Genomic DNA, 16,899 nt, shown 5'->3' on the forward strand with positions numbered 1-16,899 from the left:
GCAGAGGCTTTGGCCGCCAGCGAGATGGCCGAGCGCGTGTGCAGCGCCGCCATCCAGACCCTGGGCGGCTACGGCGTGGTGGGCGACTTCCCGGTCGAACGCATCTACCGCGACGTGCGCGTGTGCCAGATCTACGAGGGCACGAGCGACGTGCAGAAGATCATCATCCAGCGCGCGCTGGCCTGAGAAAACAACTCCTGAAAAGATAGCTGCTTGCGCTTATCTGGCGGGCACTGGAGGCATTTTTCACTTAAAAACCCTCAGCCATCCCGGCGCCGCAGCACCACGGTGATCTGGCCGTTGCTCTCCAGCGTGGCGCGCTCCACCTCGTGCAGGTGCAGGCAACCGCCGGCGCGCAGGGCGGCGGCCAGGTCGTCGGCGGACAGCAGCTGCTCGCGCAGCAACTGCTCGTCCACGCGGCCCTCATGCACCAGCACCTGCGGCGCGCCGTCCACCAGCGTGGCCAGGCGCGGGTAGCGGTAGGTGAGCTGCGCCAGCAGCGCGTGGCACAGCAGCAGCGTGGCTGCCGAGATCAGCCCGCCGACGAGCGAGTTGTCGCCCGCGTTCATCGAGTTCTGCACCGCGTTCGACAAGATCAGCAGCAGCACCAGGTCGAAGGGCGCGTACTGCCCCGTCTGGCGCCGCCCCGTGAGGCGCAGGAACACCAGCAGAAACAGATAGACGATGACGCCGCGGGCGACGAACTCCCACCACGGCACGCTGATGGACCACATGGCTGACTCCTGCTGTGTGCGATGGCCGCCATCATGACAGCGGCCCGCAGATGTATCCAATCGTCAGCGATGCGCCGGCCGTCACGGAAGACGCCCGCCCCCTCTGCAAGAATGCCGCCATGGCCGCGCCGTCCGCGCGCAGGCCCCGTATTGATGGAGGAAACACAGCCATGTTGCGTCGTCGCCAAGTGCACCAGGCCGGTCTGGGCCTGCTCGGGTGGGGCACCCTGCTGGCCTGGCGCCAGGCCCAGGCCCTGTCGCTGGCCGATCTCTCGAACGCCGATGCCAGCGGCGGCGTGAAGGCGGCGCTCACGCGCGGCGCCGAGGCCGCGGTGGCGCTGCTGGGCCGCCCCGACGGCTTCCTGGGCAACCCCCTGGTGCGCATTGCGCTGCCGGGCCAGCTGGACGAGGCCGCCAAGATGATGCGCAAGTTCGGCCAGGGCCGGCGCATCGACGAGCTGGTCACCACCATGAACCGCGCGGCCGAACAGGCCGTGCCCCTGGGCCAGGACCTGCTGGTAGGCGCCGTGCAGACCATGACCGTGACCGACGCCAAGAACATCCTGGCGGGCGGCGACACCTCGGTCACCGACTTCTTCGCGGCCAAGACGCGCACGCCGCTGTCCGAACGCTTCCTGCCCGTGGTCACGCAGACCACCGGCCAGCTGGGCCTGGCCCAGCAGTACGACAGCTTCGCCGGCAAGGCCGCGGCCTTCGGCCTGCTGCGCAAGCAGGACGCCAACCTGGCGCAGTACGTCACGGGCAAGACGCTGGACGGCCTCTACCTGATGATCGGCGAAGAAGAAAAGAAGATCCGCCGCGACCCCGTGGGCACGGGCAACGAGCTGCTGCGCCGCGTGTTCGGCGCGGCCCGCTGATGCCGGCCGCCCCCCTGCCCTGCCCCTGCGGCCGCACCGACCGCCAGCGCCGCCCGCTGCCCTATGCGCAGTGCTGCGGCCGCTACATCGACGACTTCGCGCACTGCCCCGCGCCCGACGCCGAGAGCCTCATGCGCTCGCGCTACACGGCCTTCGTGCGCGAAGACGCGGCCTACCTGCTCGCCACCTGGGAGGCCGCGCACCGGCCCGCGCACCTGGCCTTCGAGCCCGGCGTGCGCTGGCTCGGGCTGCAGGTACGCGCCCACCTGCCGCTGAGCGACACGCAGGCCGAGGTCGAGTTCGTCGCCCGCCAGCGCGACCCGGGCGGGCGGGCCCACCGCCTGCACGAGCGCAGCCGCTTTCGGCGCGAGGGCGGGCGCTGGTACTACGTGGATGGCGACCTGCGCTGACCCGGGCCGCGCCGCATGAAGGCGCGCGACAGCCTGTTTCCGCCCACCTGGGGCGCCTCGCTGCCGCCGGGCAGCGACGCCGCGGCCTTCGATCTGGCCATGCGCCGGCGCCTGCTCAAGTCGGTGGCGCAGCGCGGCTCGTCGGAGGCGGCGGTGCTCATCGTTCCCGGCGTGCTGTGCTGGGTGTACGGGCGCGACGCGCCCGCCGGCCCCATGCTGTGGTGGTGGGCCCTGTTCACCCTGCTGATGCTGGTGCTCATGGCGCTGCGCAGGCGCATGTGGGCCGAGGCCGCCCTGCCCGACAGCGTGGCCGTGCCGCGCTGGGAGCGCATCTTCGGCTATCTGGCGCTGGCGGTGGGCGCCTTCTGGGCCGCGCCCATCGTCATCGCCCTGCATCCGGGATCGAGCGACTTCCGGCTGCTGCTGTACCTGGCGCTGAGCGTGGTGCTCGCATCCGGCACCACCTTCCTGGCCCCGCTGCCGGGCATCTTCTGGCGCTTCTTCACCGCCCTGTACCTGCCCATGCTGGGCGGCGTGTTCTGGTTCTTTCCCGCGCGCTGGCCCTATCTGCTGCCCCTGCTGCTGGCCCTCGGAGCGGTGATCGCGCGCCATGCCGCGGGCGGGCGGCGCTTCGTGCAGCTGCAGGCGCGCCAGGAGCGCCGGCGCCTGCGGCTGGCGGAGCAGTACCGCGCCGCCAAGGAGCAGGCCGAGCGGGCGCTGGCGGACAAGAACCGCTTCATCGCCATGGCCAGCCACGACCTGCGCCAGCCCCTGCACGCCATGGGCCTGCTGACGGAGACGGCACGCCAGCGCAACCAGCATCCGGCGCTGGCGCCGGTGCTGCAGGACATGCAGGGCTGCGTGCGCTCGCTGAGCTTTCTGTTCGATGCGCTGCTGGACCTGTCGCGCCTGGAAGACGGCAGCATGACCCCGCGCATGGAAAGCGTGTCGCTGGACATGCTGTTCGGCGAGGTCACCACCGTCTTCACGCCGCAGGCCGCGCAAAGCGGGCTGCGCCTGCGCTGCCGCGCGCCCCGCAGGCGCGCCGCCTGGGTGCATTCCGACCCCGCCCTGCTGCGCCAGATGGTGTTCAACCTGCTGCACAACGCGCTGCGCTACACGCGCGAGGGCGGCGTGGTGCTGGGCGCACGCCGGCGCGGCGCGCGCTGGCGCATCGAGGTCTGGGACAGCGGCGCCGGCATCGCGCCCCAGGAGCTGGCGCACATCTTCACGCCCTATGCGCGCGGTCGCGCCGGCGCCCTGGCCACCGGCCACGGCCTGGGCCTGGCCGCGGTGGCGCTGTGCGCAAGCAGCATGGGGGTGGAATACGGCGTGCACTCCCAGCCGGGCCGCGGCTCATGCTTTTGGCTGCTGGTGCCCGCAGTGCCGCCGCGGCTGCGCCACGGCGCACGTCCCCCGGCGGTCCCGGCCGTTCCGCAGGACCGGCCCGCCCTGCCGCCGCAGGCCGGTACATGCCTGGTGGTGGACGACGACCCCCAGGTGCGCGCGGCCCTGGCGCGGCTGCTGCAGTCGTGGGGGCTGCGGGTGGAGACGGCCGCCAGCGGCGCCCAGGCGCTGCAATGGCTGGCACAGGGCGGCCGGCCGCAGGCGGTGCTGTGCGACCAGCGCCTGCAGGGCGGCGAGAGCGGCCTGGCCGTGCTGCAGGCCGTGCTGGAACGCTGCAGCCACGCGCGCGGGGCCATGCTCAGCGCGGAGCCCGACGCGCCGCCGCTGCGCCAGGCCCAGGAGGACGGCTATCTGGTGCTGCCCAAGCCCGTATGCCCGGACCTGCTGCACGCGCTGCTGGCGCGCTGGCTGAACGCCGGGGCGCCCCACGGGCCCGCGCCGGGCGCGCCTCAGTAGGGCAGCTCCAGCCGCACGCCGCGCAGGCGGGTGATGGCCTCCACCCGGTTGCGGGCGCCCAGGCGTTCCAGAATCGCCGCAACATGGTCCTTGACCGTGTGCTCCGACAGGTTCAGCGCGGCGGCGATCTGCCGGTTGGGCAGGCCTTGCAGCAGCAGCTCCAGCGTCTGGCCCTGGCGCAGCGTCAGCCCCAGGTCGGCGGGCCGCAGCGGCACCTCGCGCGCGCCGGCGGTGCTGGCGTTGGCGGCCGCCGGCGGCGCCCCGGGAAACCAGATACCGCCGGCCAGCACCGTGGCCACGGCCTGGGCCAGCACCTCGGGCGGCTGCTGCTTGTGCACGAAGCCATGGGCGCCGCTGGCGCGCGCCTTGAGCGCCACCGCGGGATGGTCGTCGCCGCTGGTCATCAGCACGCGCATCTGCGGCGCCAGGGCCAGCAGCTCGCGCACCAGCCCGTCCGTGGCACCTTCGGGCAGCCAGAAGTCCACCAGCGCCAGCACCGGGCGGCCGCGGCGCACGATGGTGTGCAGCGCCTCATGGGCACAGCCGGCGTGCACGGCCTCGTCCAGCCCCGGCTGCAGGCCCAGAAAGCCCGTCAGGCCGCGCGCCATGAAGGGGTGGTCATCCACCACCAGGGCGTAGCGCCGGGGCGGGGTCAGGCTGGGAATGTCGGAGGGTGAAAGACTCGTCACGGAGAAGGCCGGCGCATCGAATGCCTGCGCCACGCCCATGGTGGCGCGCGGCGCGGGAGTAACAAATACCCCCCTTGCGAGGGATGGGGCAAGGGCGGGACTGTAACCACAATTCGCGGCGCCGCGCCGCCTGCGCACCATTGCGGTGCAAAAGGGCCCCACGCCCCGGGCCGCGCGCACCTGTGCAACCCGGCGCCACCGTGCCCGCCACGGCGGCCTGCCACCACCCCATCACAACGACAAGGGAACACTCATGAACACAGCGGACATCCACCGCCGCGCGGCCCTGGCCACCATCACCGCCCTGCTGGCAGGCTGCGGCGGCGGCAACGACGACACGCCCGGCGAGTCTCCCGCGCCAGGCCCTGCGCCCGCGCCTGGGCCGGCCCCCGCACCCGGCCCCGCTCCGGCCCCGGGCCCGGCCCCCGCGCCACCGCCCGCGCCTGGTACGCAGACGGGCCAGTACCTTCTGCAGGCTCCCGCGGAGACGGTCGGCGCCGCGCTGGCGGCCATGAACGCCCAGGGCGCCCAGGGCTATGCCTTCCTGTCCGCCCTGGCGCAGGCGGACGGCGTCGGCGACTTCTACTTCTCCGACTCCGCGCACCGGGGCGTGCGCCTGGAATACGCCCTGCTGCCCCAGGCTGCCTCCGGCGATGCCGAGGTGGCACGCTGCAACCAGCAGGGCGCAGGCGGATGGGCCTTCAAGGGGCCCGCAGGTTTAGGCGGCGCGGTGTACTCGCTGTTCGTGCGCGAGATCGGCGGTAACCAGCGCTTCGTCTATGAAAAGATAGCCCTTCCCACAGCCCTGTCCCAGGCGGGCTTCCAGGCGCAGCTCAATACGCAGGGCGCACGGGGCTTCCGCCTGGTGGGCCCCATGTCCGTAGGGGGGGAGATCTTCAACCTGTACGTGAAGGACTCGTCCGCCGCCACTTACAGCTACTCCCTGCAGAACCTCACCGACATGCACCTGCCGCAAGTGCTGCTCCAGCGCCTGGAGACCATGGGTGCGCAAGGCTACTTCTATCAGGGAGGCATGTTGCTGGAGGGATCGACGGGCGCACAGGTCTTCGAGAAAAGCTCGGCGCAAAGCGGCCGGGTGGACTACCACCTGCAAGAGCTGCCCGAGCAAACCTCGCTGGCCCAGTTCCTCGCCGGCCTGAACGAGCGCGCCGCCCAGGGCTATTTCTTCTACGGCGAACTGGTCCTTGGCGGGCAGCGCGTGCACAAGCTGTCCGTGCGCGGCGCCGCGGCCCTGCGGCATCCGCTGGCAGGGATCACCTTCCCCTGAGCCCGGCGTGGCCCGTGGCCCGTGGCCCGTGGCCCGTGGCCCGTGGCCCGTGGCCCGTGGCCCGTGGCCATTTTCGGCCACGGCGCCCGCCAGCAAAGCGCAAATAGCTATAAAATAAATAGCAACGCACCCACACAGCAGGCGCCTGTGCGGCCGGCGCCGGCCGCCCGCCGATAATCCCGACCATGCAATTTGAAGCCATCTTGTTTGACTGCGACGGCGTGCTGGTGGACAGCGAGCCCATCACCAACGGCGTGCTGTGCCAGATGCTGGGCGAGGCCGGCTGGGCGCTCTCGCCCGAGGAGTGCATGCATCTGTTCATCGGCAAGACCGTGCGCAGCGAGGCCGCGCGCATCGAGGCCGCCACCGGCCGCCCGCTCACCGACGCCTGGATGGCCGAGTTCTACGCCCGCCGCAACGCGCGCCTGCAGGCCGAGCTGGTGGCCATCCCGAACGCCCCCGAGGCCGTGCGCACCGTGCACGCGCTGCTGCAGGGCCGCATCGCCTGCGCCTCGGGCGCCGACCGGCAGAAGGTCGAGATGCAGCTGGCCCAGGTGGGACTGGCGCCGCTGTTCGCGGGCCGCATCTTCAGCGGCCACGAAATGCCGGCGACCAAGCCCGCGCCCGACGTGTACCTGGCCGCCGCCGCCGCGCTGGGCATCGCCCCCGCGCGCTGCCTGGTGGTGGAAGACACGGTGACCGGCGTCACCGCCGGCGTGGCCGCCGGGGCCACGGTGGTGGGCTACAGTCCCTCGCCCGTGGGCCACGGCACCCCCGAGGCCCTGCGCGCCGCGGGCGTCGTGCGCGTCATGACCGACATGGCGCAGCTGCCGGCGCTGCTGGCTGGGGTCTGAGGCCCGTCATGGCCGCGCGGCGCGCACGCGCCGCATTTCGCCATGAAAAGATGAGCCTACGGTTCTTTTTTGGATGAGAGCCCGAGGCCTTTCCAATGCCAGTTCCCCCGTGCGAGCCTGCAGCTCAGCCGCTGTGTGACAGCATGCGCGCCTCGCAAAACGAGCAGGCGGCCCGGGTGGCGTCGCTCTCATGCTGCAGGCAATGCATGAGCCATTCGTGCAGCGTGCGCAGCGCGGGCAGCTTGGCCTTGGAGGCCGAGGCGCACAGGTAGTAGCCGTAGGCGCTTTCAAAGCGCGCAAAGGGCTCCACGAGCGAGCCGGCCTGCAGCTCAAGCTCTGCCATACAGGTGGGCACCAGACCAATGCCGAAGCCCGCCTCGGCAGCGCGGATGATCAATGCGTATTGCGTGAAGCCCGGACCGAAGCGGCTTTCGCTGGTCTCGAGCCCATGCGAGCGCATCCACTCGGGCCAGGCGTCGGGCACTTCGATGTGCTGCAGCAGCGTTTGCCTGGCCACGTCGGCGGGGCTGTGCAGCGCGTCACGCAGCGCGGGTGAGCAGACCAGGCTGACCTCATGGCCCGTGAGGTAGTGAGAGACCGCATGGGGCCACGAGCCCTGGCCGAAGACGATGGCCGCGTCGAACTCGGTCTGCCCCGAGAAGTTGGGCACATGCAGGTAGCGCACGAAGTTGAGCTCGAAATGCGGCAGCGCCCGCTTGAGCTCACCCATGCGCGGCAGCAGCCATTGCGTGGCGAAGGTGGGCGGGATCGACATGTTCAGCATGCCGCCCGTGGTGCCGCGCGCGCGCATCTGCGCCGTGGCCAGCTCGAGGGCCGAGACGCAGGGCTGCGTGGCGCTGAAGTAGGTCTGCCCCGCCTCGGTCAGCTGCAGGCCCGTGGGGCTGCGCACAAAGAGCTGCTGCCCCACATAGGACTCGAGCGCGGCGATATGGCGGCTGATGGCCCCCTGGGTCACGCAGAGCTCGCGCGCCGCCAGCGTGAACGAGGCGTGCTTGGCCGCCGTGTGGAAGGCGTTCAGCTCGGAGATGGTGGGACAGAGTCTGCGCATGTGGCACCCCCATTAGCCATGAGTTTTACTCATGCCGCCGTGAGAAAAACGGCATTGTGACAGAACGGTTTTGGCCCGATAAATGCTCCCTTTGCTGCACGCCTTTAAGGAAGGCGGAGCAAAAAACAGAAGCACCACGTTGGTGCTTTGGGCGGTGCGCTGGTGCACCAGATTGGCATGAGTTTTTTTAAAGCCTAAGCGGTCGGCCACACAACTATGACGAGTTTATTCATCACCAATGTCCAGATCCTGGACGTGCATGCCTTGAGCCTGCGCCAGGGCGAGTCCGTTCTGGTGGAAGACGGCCGCATCACGGCCGTGGGCGCCGATGCCGTGGCCCCCGAGGGCGCCCGGACGGTAGACGGCCAGGGCAAGACCCTGATGCCAGGCCTGATCGACTGTCACGTGCATGTGGTGGCCTCGTCGTTCAATCTGGGGGCCGTTGCCACGCTGCCCAATGTGTTCACCATGATGCGCGCCATTCCCATCATGCGCAGCATGCTGGATCGCGGCTTCACCACCGTGCGCGATGCGGGCGGCGCCGACTGGTCGCTGGCCGAGGCCGTGCGCACGGGTCTGGTGCAGGGCCCGCGCATTTTTCCCTCGGGCAAGGCACTGTCGCAGACGGGCGGGCATGCCGATTTTCGTCCGCGCAGCGACAACCTGGAGCTGTGCTCGTGCGCACACAAGCTGGGCAACATCGGCCGCGTGGTCGATGGCGTGGACGCCTGCCGCCTGGCCGTGCGCGAGGAAATCCTCAAGGGCGCGAGCCAGATCAAGATCATGGCCTCAGGCGGCGTGGCCTCGCCCAACGATCCCGTCGACAACCTGGGCTTCTCCGAGGACGAGCTGCGCGCCATCGTCGAGGAGACCCGCAACGCCAACACCTACACCATGGCCCATGCCTACACGCCGCGCGCCATCGCGCGAGCCGTGCGCTGCGGCGTGCGCACCATTGAGCACGGCAACCTGGTCGATGCCGGCACGGCCCAGCTCATGCACGACATGGGCGCCTACATGGTGCCCACGCTGGTCACCTACGAAGGTCTGGCCAACGAGGGGGAGCGCTACGGCCTGCCTGCACTGTCGGTGGCCAAGATCGACGCTGTGCGCGGCCCGGGCATGAAGGCCATCGAGATACTGGCCAAGGCCGGCGTGAAGATGGGTCTGGGCTCGGACCTGCTGGGCGAGACGCACCGCCTGCAGGCCGACGAGCTGACCCTGCGCGCCAAGGTGCTGGGCAACGGCGCGGTGCTGCAGCAGGCCACGCTGATTGGAGCCGAGATCATTCGCCGCAGCGGCGAGTTGGGCGAGATCAGCGTGGGCGCCATCGCCGACCTGCTGCTCGTGGACGGCAACCCGCTGAACGATCTCTCGTGCCTGACCGATGGCGGCCAGAGCATCCATACCGTCATCAAGGACGGTGCCGTGGTCAAGGGCGCTTTGTAAGCGCGCTTGCCTGCCTTTCCCCCTGTGTGTTTTGAGGAGTTAACCATGGATCGTCGAAATTTCCTGCGCCTGTCGGGTGCCGCCACCGCCGTGGGCAGCCTGCCCGCCATTGCCTTCGCCCAACAGGGGGATGTGTTCCGCGTGGGCGCGCTCACTCCCATCACGGGCGCGGGCAGCCCCTACGGCACGGGCATGCAGCTGGCCATCCGCCTGGGCCTCGATGAGATCAATGCCGCGGGCGGTGCCGGCGGCCGCAAGTTGCAGCTCTTCACCGAAGACACGCAGACCAAGCCCGATGCCGCCGTGCTGGCCGCCAAGAAGCTGATCGAGGTGAACAAGGTGCAGGCCGTGCTGGGCACCTGGTCGTCGGGCGTGACGCTGGCCGTGATGCCCATGACCGATGCCGCGGGCATCATCCAGATGAACGTCTCGGGCGCCCCGGCCATCTCCACGCAGGACACCAAGGACCTGGTGTGGCGCTACCAGGCCACGAACGACCGTTTCGGCATGGCCTTTGCCGAGATCTGCAAGAAGCGTGGCTTCAAGCGCCCCGCCACCATGGCCTTCAACAACGCCTCGGGCCTGGGCAACGTGCAGGGCTTCACGCGCGTGTGGAAGGAGCGCGGCGGCCAGGTGGTGGAGCATGTGACCTACGAACCCAACCGCCCCAGCTACCGCTCGGAGCTGCAGAAGATCCTGCGCGCCAAGCCCGACGTCATCGTCATGGGCTCCTACCTGCCCGACACGACCATCATCCTGCGCGAATGGTTCCAGGCCGGCTATGACTGCAAGTGGGTCATTCCGGGCTGGGCGGCCAACGAAGACCTGATCAAGGCCCTGGGCGCCGAGGTGTGCGAAGGCCTGATCTCGGTGGAGTCGGTCTCCAACGAGCAAAGCGCCTCGTACGCGCATTTCGACCGCGGCTACACCAAGGTCAGCGGCAAGCCCGCTTCCACCAACATCTACGCCGCGCAGACCTACGACATGATCATCGCCCTGGGCCTGGCCATGGAGGCCGCAGGCCCCGGCGCCAGCGTCGAGCAGATCAACGCCAAGATGCGCGAGGTCTGCAACGGCCCGGGCACCGAAGTGTTCACCTTTGCCCAAGGCAAGGAACTGCTGGCCAAGAAGCAAAAGATCAACTACCAGGGCGCCTCGAGCCGCCTGGACTTCGACCAGTACGGCGATGCCACGCCCGATTTCGGCGTCTCGATCATCGAGAAGGGCAAGCTCGTGCGCCGCGACGTGGTCTCGATCGCCGGCTGATGTTGGTGCATGCCCCGTGGCCGGGGCATGTGTTTGCAAGTGGGCGGCGCGCAGGCGCTGTCCTCTGTGTCCCTGCCTGCGGGCCTGAGCCGCAGGGGGCGATACGGCCACACCGGAAAGTGATGGAATGATCTGGATTGATTTTGTAAACCTCATCATCAACGGCCTCATCGAAGGCCTGGTGGTGGCACTGCCCGCACTGGCGATGACGCTGGTGATGGGGGTGAACCGTTTTCCCAATGCGGCAACGGGCGACTTCATGACCACGGGCGCCTATGCGCTGGTGGCCGTGCAGCTCATGGCCGGCCTGCCGCTGTGGATCGGCGCGCTGTTCGCCATGGCCGTCACGGGCGCGATTTCGGCGGGCTCGTACCTGCTGATCTTCCGCAAGCTGGCCAAGCGCCCCATGGTGTCTTCGCTGCTCGCGGCCATTGGCCTGGGCTTTGTGCTGCGCAGCCTGATCGGCTTCTTCGCCGGCCACGACCAGCGCACCTTCGACATGCCCATGGTGCGCGCCTGGAACCTGGGCGGCGTGCGCATCCTGCCCACCGACCTGATCGTCGCCGCCGTGGCGCTGGGCTGCCTGGCCGTGGTCTTTGTGCTGCTCTACCGCACGAGCTTCGGCCGCCAACTGCGCGCCGTGGCCGACAGCGCCGATCTGGCGCGCGCCAGCGGCATTCGCGCCAACGGGCTGATGGTCAAGCTCTGGGTGCTGGTGGGTGCCATCTCGGCGCTGGGCGGCGTGCTGCTGGGCGTGAAGGCCATCGTCATGCCCGAGCTGGGCTGGGAAAGCCTGATCCCCGCCTTCGCGGCCATGGTGCTGGGTGGCATCGGAAGCCCGGTGGGCGCCGTGCTGGGCGCCGTCACGCTGTGCATCGCGCAGGAGCTGGCCGTGCCGTGGCTAGGCGCCTCCTACAAGCTGGTGCTGTCGTTTGCGGTGTTGGCCGTGGTGTTGCTCGTTCGTCCCGCCGGGATGATGGGCCGCGTGCAGTTGGTGAGGTGATCGGTCATGCTGTCCTATCTCTGTGCAATCGGGATCGTGGCCCTGATCTATGCCTTGCTGGCATTGGGCCTGAACCTGCAATTCGGCCTGACCCGTCTGGTCAACTTCGGCGTGGTGGCGTTCTTCGCCATCGGCGCCTACACCTCGGGCCTGCTGTCGCTGCAGGGCGTGCCGCTGTTCGTCAGCTTTGGCCTGGCGACGGTGTTCTCGGCCATCATGGCCCTGCCCATCGGCCTGCTGTCGCTACGCCTGCGCGACGACTACCTGGCCATCGTCACGCTGGGCTTTTCCGAGGCCATCCGCATCGGCATCCAGCAGGAAGAATGGCTGACCAAGGGCGTGCAGGGCCTGCCGGGCCTGCCCAAGCTGTTCGTGGGCTGGTTTGGTGGCGATTCGGATGTGGCCATCTTCGTGCTGCTGATCGTGATTGTGGGCCTGGTCTGCTGGGGCACGGTGCGCCTGACGCACAGCCCGTTCGGGCGCCTGCTGAAGGCCATTGGCGACGATGAGACCGCGCTGGCCGCCCTGGGCAAGGACCCGGCCTGGTTCAAGGTGCAGGTCTTCATGCTGGGGGCCGCGCTGGCCGGCCTGGCCGGGGCGTTCTATGCCCACTTCATCACCTTCATCACGCCCGAGCAGTTCATTCCGCTCATCACCTTCTACGTGTGGATGGGCTTGATCATGGGCGGCTCGGGCCGGGTCAGCGGTGCGCTCATGGGCACGGTGCTGCTGATGGTGTTCCTGGAGGGCTCGCGCTTCGTCAAGGACTGGATTCCCGGTGTGTCCGAAGTGGGCATGGCCAGCCTGCGCCTGGCGGCCGTGGGCATGGCCTTGATTTTGGTGACGCTGTACAAGCCCGAGGGTCTGTTCGGCGGCAAGTCGGAGGGCAAACGCTGATGGCGCTGTTGCAAGTTAAGTCCGCCTCGCGGCACTTTGGCGGGTTCACTGCGGTGGACCAGGTCTCGCTGCAATTGGGGGCGAAGGAAATCCTGGGCATTGCGGGCACCAACGGCGCGGGCAAGAGCACCTTGTTCGCGGGCATTGCGGGCCAGCAGCCGCCCGATGGCGGCAGCATCGAGTTCGCGGGCCAGGACATCACCCACCTGCCACCGCACCAGCGTGCGCGGCTGGGCTTGGTGCGCACCTTCCAGGTGCCGCGCGAGTTTTCGAGCCTCACGGTGCACGAGAACCTGCTGGCGGCCGCGGCCAACCCGCAGGGCGAACGTCTGATCAATGCCTTCTTCAGCACGCCCAGCCGGCGCGCCTATGAGAAGGCACTGTCCGACAAGGCCGATGGCATCCTGAAGTTCCTGAACCTGGCCAAGGTGCGCGATGTGCGCGCGGGCGGCCTCTCGGGCGGGCAGAAGAAGCTCGTCGAGCTGGGCCGCGTGCTCATGCTCGACCCCCAGTGCATCCTGCTCGATGAGCCCTTCGCGGGCGTGAACCCCGTGCTCATCGGCGAGATCTGCGAACGCGTGCTGGAACTCAATGCCCAGGGCATCGCCTTCATCGTCATCGAGCACCACCTGCAGGCACTCAAGAACATCTCCCACCGCATGCTGGTCATGGACCGTGGGCGCGTGCTGGCCGAGGGCTTGCCCGAAGCCGTGTTGAATGACCCGCGGGTCCAGGAAGCCTATATGGGAGGCGTGGCGTGAGTTTGTTGGAAATCCAATCGGTCAAGGGCGGCTACTCCGAGGTCGACATCATCCACGGCATCGACCTGCGGGTAGAGCAGGGCGAGATCGTGACCATCGCGGGCACCAACGGGGCGGGCAAGTCCACCTTCGTCAAGTCGCTGCTGGGCCTGCTGCCGCGCGTGGAAGGACGCATCAGCCTGGGCGGACAGGACATCTCGCGCCTTTCGGCCGAGGACCGTTTCGACGCCGGGCTGGCCTATGTGCCTCAGGTGGCCAACGTATTCCCCTCGCTCACGGTGAAGGAGAACCTGCTGGTGGTGCAAGGCGTGAAAAACGTGGTGCAGCGCATGGAGGAAATCCTGCAGGACTTCCCGGCCCTCTCCGAGCGCCTGGCCCAGCAGGCCAGCAACCTCTCGGGCGGCGAGCGCCAGCAGTTGGCCTTTGCGCGTGCGCTGATGCCATCGCCTCGGCTCATGATCCTCGACGAACCCACGGCGGCCCTCGCGCCCTCGCTGGTGCAGCGCGTGTTCGACATGGTGCAGCAACTGCCGCGCGCGGGCGTGGCCGTGCTCATGGTGGAGCAGCGCGCGCGCCAGGCGCTAGAGATCTCGCACCAGGGCTACATCCTCGACCAGGGCCGCTGCGTGCTCAGCGGCAAGGCCGCCGACCTGCTGGCCGACGACCGCATGACGCGCCTGTACCTGGGCAGCCATTGAACGCAGGGCGCGCGGACGCTGCACACCCGTGCAGTGTTCAGCCACCCCAGGTTTTCTGGAGCTTTGGTGTCTTGAGGGCGTTGGTTCTTGCGCCGCAAGAACCTATGGCCATCTATGCGATACCGTTGGCACCCGCGCCACGCGCGCGGCGGCGGAAGTCCGCGGGCGACTGTCCCGTCCAGCCCCGGAATGCCCGGATAAAGCTCTTTTCGCTGGCGAAGCCCGTGGCCTGCGCCACCTGCTTGATGGGGCGGTCGCTGCGGTGCAGCAGCTCGATGGCGCGGCCGCGGCGCACCTCGTCCTTGAGCGCCTGCAACGAGGCGCCCTCCTCCTTGAGCTGGCGGTGCAGCGTGCGCGCCGATACGTGCAACTGCTCGGCCAGGCTGTGCGCGCTGTGCGCGGCATCGGGCATGGCGGCCAGCAGCTGGCGCACGCGCTGCACCAGCAGGCGGTCGCGCCGGTACTGGCGCACGGTGAGCGGCAGTGCGTGCTGCAGCATCTGGTGCATGGCGGCCTCGTCGCGCGTGAGCGGCAGGGCCAGGTAGCGCGCGTCGAAATGCACGGCCGCATGCGCCGCATGAAAGCGCGTGGGGCCGCCGAACAGCACCGCGTAGACCGGCGCGTGCGGCGGCGGGGCGAAGGGGAAGTCAGCCGCCAGCGCCGGCAGGCGCGAGTCGATGAACCAGCTGGCCAGCCCCAGCGCGTTGCGCAGCGTGGACACCAGGCAGAACTCGCGCAGCGCGCCCAGGTCGCGCTGTTCGGTGATGGACAGCGTGGCGCGCTCGCCCTCGACGGCCAGGTACAGCGTGATGTCGCCCGTCAGCAGCGCATGGTGGCGGCACCAGCGCGCCAGCGCCAGCCCCAGCGTGGGCGCGCTGAGCGAGGCGCGCGCCAGCATGCCGTAGCTGCCCCAGGGCAGGCGGCGCGTGAACCAGCCCAGGGCCTCGTCGTCCAGTTCGCGCATGGCGCCGGCGGACAGGTCTTCCATCTGCAAGGCGGTGATGCGGGCGCTGGAATCGCCCACCTGCTCTGGCGTGATTTGTGCCTGCACCAGCACGGCCGACGGGTCCATGCCCCGCGCCTCGTAGGCGCGCACGATGGCCTGCACGAAGGCCATGGGCGTGGCGGCCGTGGGCGTGTGCATGCTGGGGGCGTTCTGGGCGGGATCGGACACGAAGGGGAGTCTGCATTCGCGTGGCGTAATTTGCAACCTTTCTGACCTTTCTAGGTCACCACGGCGACATCTCGCGGCGTATGCTGTGTGCCGATGGCCGGGGCCCGCCCGCATCCCGGCCGCCCAGGAGACGACACACATGGACCTCGCCACCCCGACGGCCGCACCCAGCCAGGCCCGCGGCACCGCAGACACGCCGCTGATCGAACAGACGCTGGGCGATTTCTTCGCCGGCATGGCGCAGCGCCAGCCCACGCGCGAGGCGCTGGTGAGCCGCCACCAGGGCCTGCGCTACACCTACGCCGGACTGCACCAGGCGGCCCGCCAGCTGGCCAGCGCGCTGCTGGGCCTGGGGCTGGACAAGGGCGACCGCATCGGCATCTGGAGCCACAACAACGCCGAATGGGTGCTGATGCAGCTGGCCACGGCCCAGGTGGGCCTAGTGCTGGTGAACATCAACCCCGCCTACCGCACGGCCGAGGTGGAGTACGCGCTGAACAAGGTGGGCTGCAAGGCGCTGGTGACCATGCCGCAGTTCAAGACCAGCGACTACCTGTCCATGCTGCGCGAACTGGCGCCCGAGCTGGCCACGGCCGCACCCGGCCAGTTGCAGGCCGCGCGCCTGCCGGCGCTGCGCACGGTGGTGTGGATCGACGTGGCGGGCGAAGGCGGCGAGCAGGCCGGCATGCTGCGCTTTTCCGCCCTGATGGCGCAGGGCAGCGGGCAGGACGCGCGCGTCGACGCCGTGGGCGCCACGCTGCAAAACACCGACCCGATCAACATCCAGTTCACCAGCGGCACGACGGGCTTCCCCAAGGGGGCCACGCTGACGCACCGCAACATCCTGAACAACGGCTTCTTCATCGGCGAGTGCATGCGCCTCACACCCGAGGACCGGCTGTGCATTCCCGTGCCGCTGTACCACTGCTTCGGCATGGTACTGGGCAACCTGGCCTGCATCACGCATGGCAGCTGCATCGTCTACCCGAACGACGGCTTCGACGCCCTGAGCGTGCTGGAAACGGTGCAGGCCGAGCGCTGCACCGGCCTGCACGGCGTGCCCACCATGTTCATCGCCGAACTGGACCACCCGCGCTTCGCCGAGTTCGACCTGTCCACGCTGCGCACCGGCATCATGGCCGGCTCGCCCTGCCCCATCGAGGTGATGAAGCGCGTGGTGAGCGACATGCACCTGTCGGAGATCACCATCGCCTACGGCATGACCGAGACCAGCCCCGTGAGCTGCCAGAGCGACGCCGACACGCCCCTGGAAAAGCGCGTGGCCACCGTGGGCCGGGTGCAGCCGCACCTGGAGGTGAAGGTCATCGACCCCGATACCGGCACCGTGGTGCCGCGCGGCGAGCGCGGCGAGCTGTGCACCAAGGGCTACTCGGTCATGCACGGCTACTGGGGCGACGAGGAAAAGACCCGCGAGGCCATCGACACCGAAGGCTGGATGCACACCGGCGACCTGGCCACCATGGACGCCGAGGGCTACGTGAACATCGTCGGCCGCATCAAGGACATGGTGATCCGCGGCGGCGAGAACGTGTACCCGCGCGAGATTGAGGAGTTCCTCTACCGCCACCCGCTGGTGCAGGACGTGCAGGTGGTGGGCGTGCCCGACCAGCGCTTCGGCGAGGAGCTGTGCGCCTGGATCATCGCCAAGCCCGGCACCCGGCCCACCGAGGAGGACATCCGCGCCTTTTGCAAGGGCCAGATCGCGCACTACAAGGTGCCGCGCTACATCCGCTTCGTCACCAGCTTCCCGATGACGGTGACGGGCAAGATCCAGAAATTCAAGATCCGCGACGTGATGAAGGACGAGCTGAGCCTGCACGAAAGCAAGACGGCCTGACCGCACCA

17 protein-coding genes are annotated in these 16,899 nt (G+C 69.2%); 13 read left to right on the forward strand and 4 right to left on the reverse strand.

The features are described 5' to 3' along the window. Positions 1-186 (forward strand): acyl-CoA dehydrogenase family protein (locus BP68_RS18510; protein WP_496374527.1); only part of this gene is annotated, 186 nt, incomplete at its 5' end. Positions 187-260: 74 nt separating this feature from the next. Here BP68_RS18510 and BP68_RS18515 read toward each other — a convergent pair. Continuing rightward, positions 261-734 carry a DUF421 domain-containing protein gene (locus BP68_RS18515; protein WP_496374529.1) on the reverse strand — a complete coding sequence of 158 codons (474 nt, stop codon included), beginning with the start codon at positions 732-734 and terminating at the stop codon, positions 261-263. Positions 735-907: 173 nt separating this feature from the next. On the opposite strand from BP68_RS18515, the gene BP68_RS18520 reads away from it, so the two are divergent. The 3 genes from BP68_RS18520 to BP68_RS18530 are packed head-to-tail and all read left to right on the forward strand — an operon-like array spanning position 908 to position 3,885. After that, complete coding sequence (locus BP68_RS18520; protein WP_496374609.1) at positions 908-1,612, forward strand: DUF4197 domain-containing protein; 705 nt, start codon at positions 908-910, stop codon at positions 1,610-1,612. Further along, positions 1,612-2,022 (forward strand): YchJ family protein, encoded by a 411-nt coding sequence (locus tag BP68_RS18525; protein WP_496374531.1) that lies wholly within the window; start codon positions 1,612-1,614, stop codon positions 2,020-2,022. Before BP68_RS18520 ends, BP68_RS18525 begins: the two co-directional genes overlap by 1 nt. A gap of 15 nt (positions 2,023-2,037) precedes the next feature. Further along, a complete protein-coding gene (locus BP68_RS18530) occupies positions 2,038-3,885 on the forward strand; it encodes an ATP-binding response regulator (RefSeq protein WP_496374533.1) in 1,848 nt (615 codons plus the stop codon). On the opposite strand, the gene BP68_RS18535 is transcribed toward BP68_RS18530, so the two are convergent. Further along, positions 3,879-4,613 carry a LuxR C-terminal-related transcriptional regulator gene (locus BP68_RS18535; protein WP_496374535.1) on the reverse strand — a complete coding sequence of 245 codons (735 nt, stop codon included), beginning with the start codon at positions 4,611-4,613 and terminating at the stop codon, positions 3,879-3,881. The genes BP68_RS18530 and BP68_RS18535 overlap by 7 nt on opposite strands. Positions 4,614-4,827: 214 nt before the next feature. Here BP68_RS18535 and BP68_RS18540 point away from each other — a divergent pair, with 214 nt between their 5' ends. Together BP68_RS18540 and BP68_RS18545 are read left to right on the forward strand one after the other, a co-directional pair. Continuing rightward, positions 4,828-5,862 (forward strand): hypothetical protein, encoded by a 1,035-nt coding sequence (locus BP68_RS18540; RefSeq protein WP_496374537.1) that lies wholly within the window; start codon positions 4,828-4,830, stop codon positions 5,860-5,862. 185 nt (positions 5,863-6,047) lie between these two features. Then, the gene (locus BP68_RS18545; protein ID WP_496374539.1) at positions 6,048-6,716 is read left to right on the forward strand and encodes an HAD family hydrolase; all 669 of its coding nucleotides are present in this window, start codon (positions 6,048-6,050) and stop codon (positions 6,714-6,716) included. Between the two features lie 124 nt (positions 6,717-6,840). Here the strand turns inward: BP68_RS18545 and BP68_RS18550 are convergent, their stop codons facing one another. Beyond that, positions 6,841-7,785 (reverse strand): LysR substrate-binding domain-containing protein, encoded by a 945-nt coding sequence (locus BP68_RS18550; RefSeq protein ID WP_496374541.1) that lies wholly within the window; start codon positions 7,783-7,785, stop codon positions 6,841-6,843. 216 nt (positions 7,786-8,001) lie between these two features. Here BP68_RS18550 and BP68_RS18555 point away from each other — a divergent pair, with 216 nt between their 5' ends. From BP68_RS18555 to BP68_RS18580, 6 genes are all read left to right on the forward strand, one after another. After that, positions 8,002-9,234: a metal-dependent hydrolase family protein gene (locus BP68_RS18555; protein ID WP_496374543.1), complete on the forward strand. Its 1,233-nt coding sequence runs from the start codon at positions 8,002-8,004 to the stop codon at positions 9,232-9,234. Between the two features lie 45 nt (positions 9,235-9,279). Further along, entirely contained in the window at positions 9,280-10,500 is a 1,221-nt protein-coding gene (locus BP68_RS18560; RefSeq protein WP_496374545.1) for an ABC transporter substrate-binding protein, read from the forward strand. Positions 10,501-10,627: 127 nt separating this feature from the next. Beyond that, positions 10,628-11,503 (forward strand): branched-chain amino acid ABC transporter permease, encoded by an 876-nt coding sequence (locus BP68_RS18565; RefSeq protein WP_496374547.1) that lies wholly within the window; start codon positions 10,628-10,630, stop codon positions 11,501-11,503. A 6-nt stretch (positions 11,504-11,509) separates the two neighbouring features. Continuing rightward, positions 11,510-12,400: a branched-chain amino acid ABC transporter permease gene (locus BP68_RS18570; protein ID WP_496374549.1), complete on the forward strand. Its 891-nt coding sequence runs from the start codon at positions 11,510-11,512 to the stop codon at positions 12,398-12,400. After that, positions 12,400-13,161, forward strand: coding sequence for an ABC transporter ATP-binding protein (locus tag BP68_RS18575; protein WP_496374551.1), 762 nt, complete (start codon positions 12,400-12,402; stop codon positions 13,159-13,161). The genes BP68_RS18570 and BP68_RS18575 overlap by 1 nt, the downstream gene beginning before the upstream one ends. Next, positions 13,158-13,859 carry an ABC transporter ATP-binding protein gene (locus BP68_RS18580; protein ID WP_496374552.1) on the forward strand — a complete coding sequence of 234 codons (702 nt, stop codon included), beginning with the start codon at positions 13,158-13,160 and terminating at the stop codon, positions 13,857-13,859. The genes BP68_RS18575 and BP68_RS18580 overlap by 4 nt, the downstream gene beginning before the upstream one ends. A gap of 112 nt (positions 13,860-13,971) precedes the next feature. Here the strand turns inward: BP68_RS18580 and BP68_RS18585 are convergent, their stop codons facing one another. Beyond that, positions 13,972-15,003: an AraC family transcriptional regulator gene (locus tag BP68_RS18585; protein WP_496374611.1), complete on the reverse strand. Its 1,032-nt coding sequence runs from the start codon at positions 15,001-15,003 to the stop codon at positions 13,972-13,974. 169 nt (positions 15,004-15,172) lie between these two features. Here BP68_RS18585 and BP68_RS18590 point away from each other — a divergent pair, with 169 nt between their 5' ends. Next, complete coding sequence (locus BP68_RS18590) at positions 15,173-16,891, forward strand: AMP-binding protein (RefSeq protein WP_496374553.1); 1,719 nt, start codon at positions 15,173-15,175, stop codon at positions 16,889-16,891. Positions 16,892-16,899 lie beyond the last annotated feature (8 nt).

This window comes from Diaphorobacter oryzae DSM 22780, from assembly GCF_059568935.1.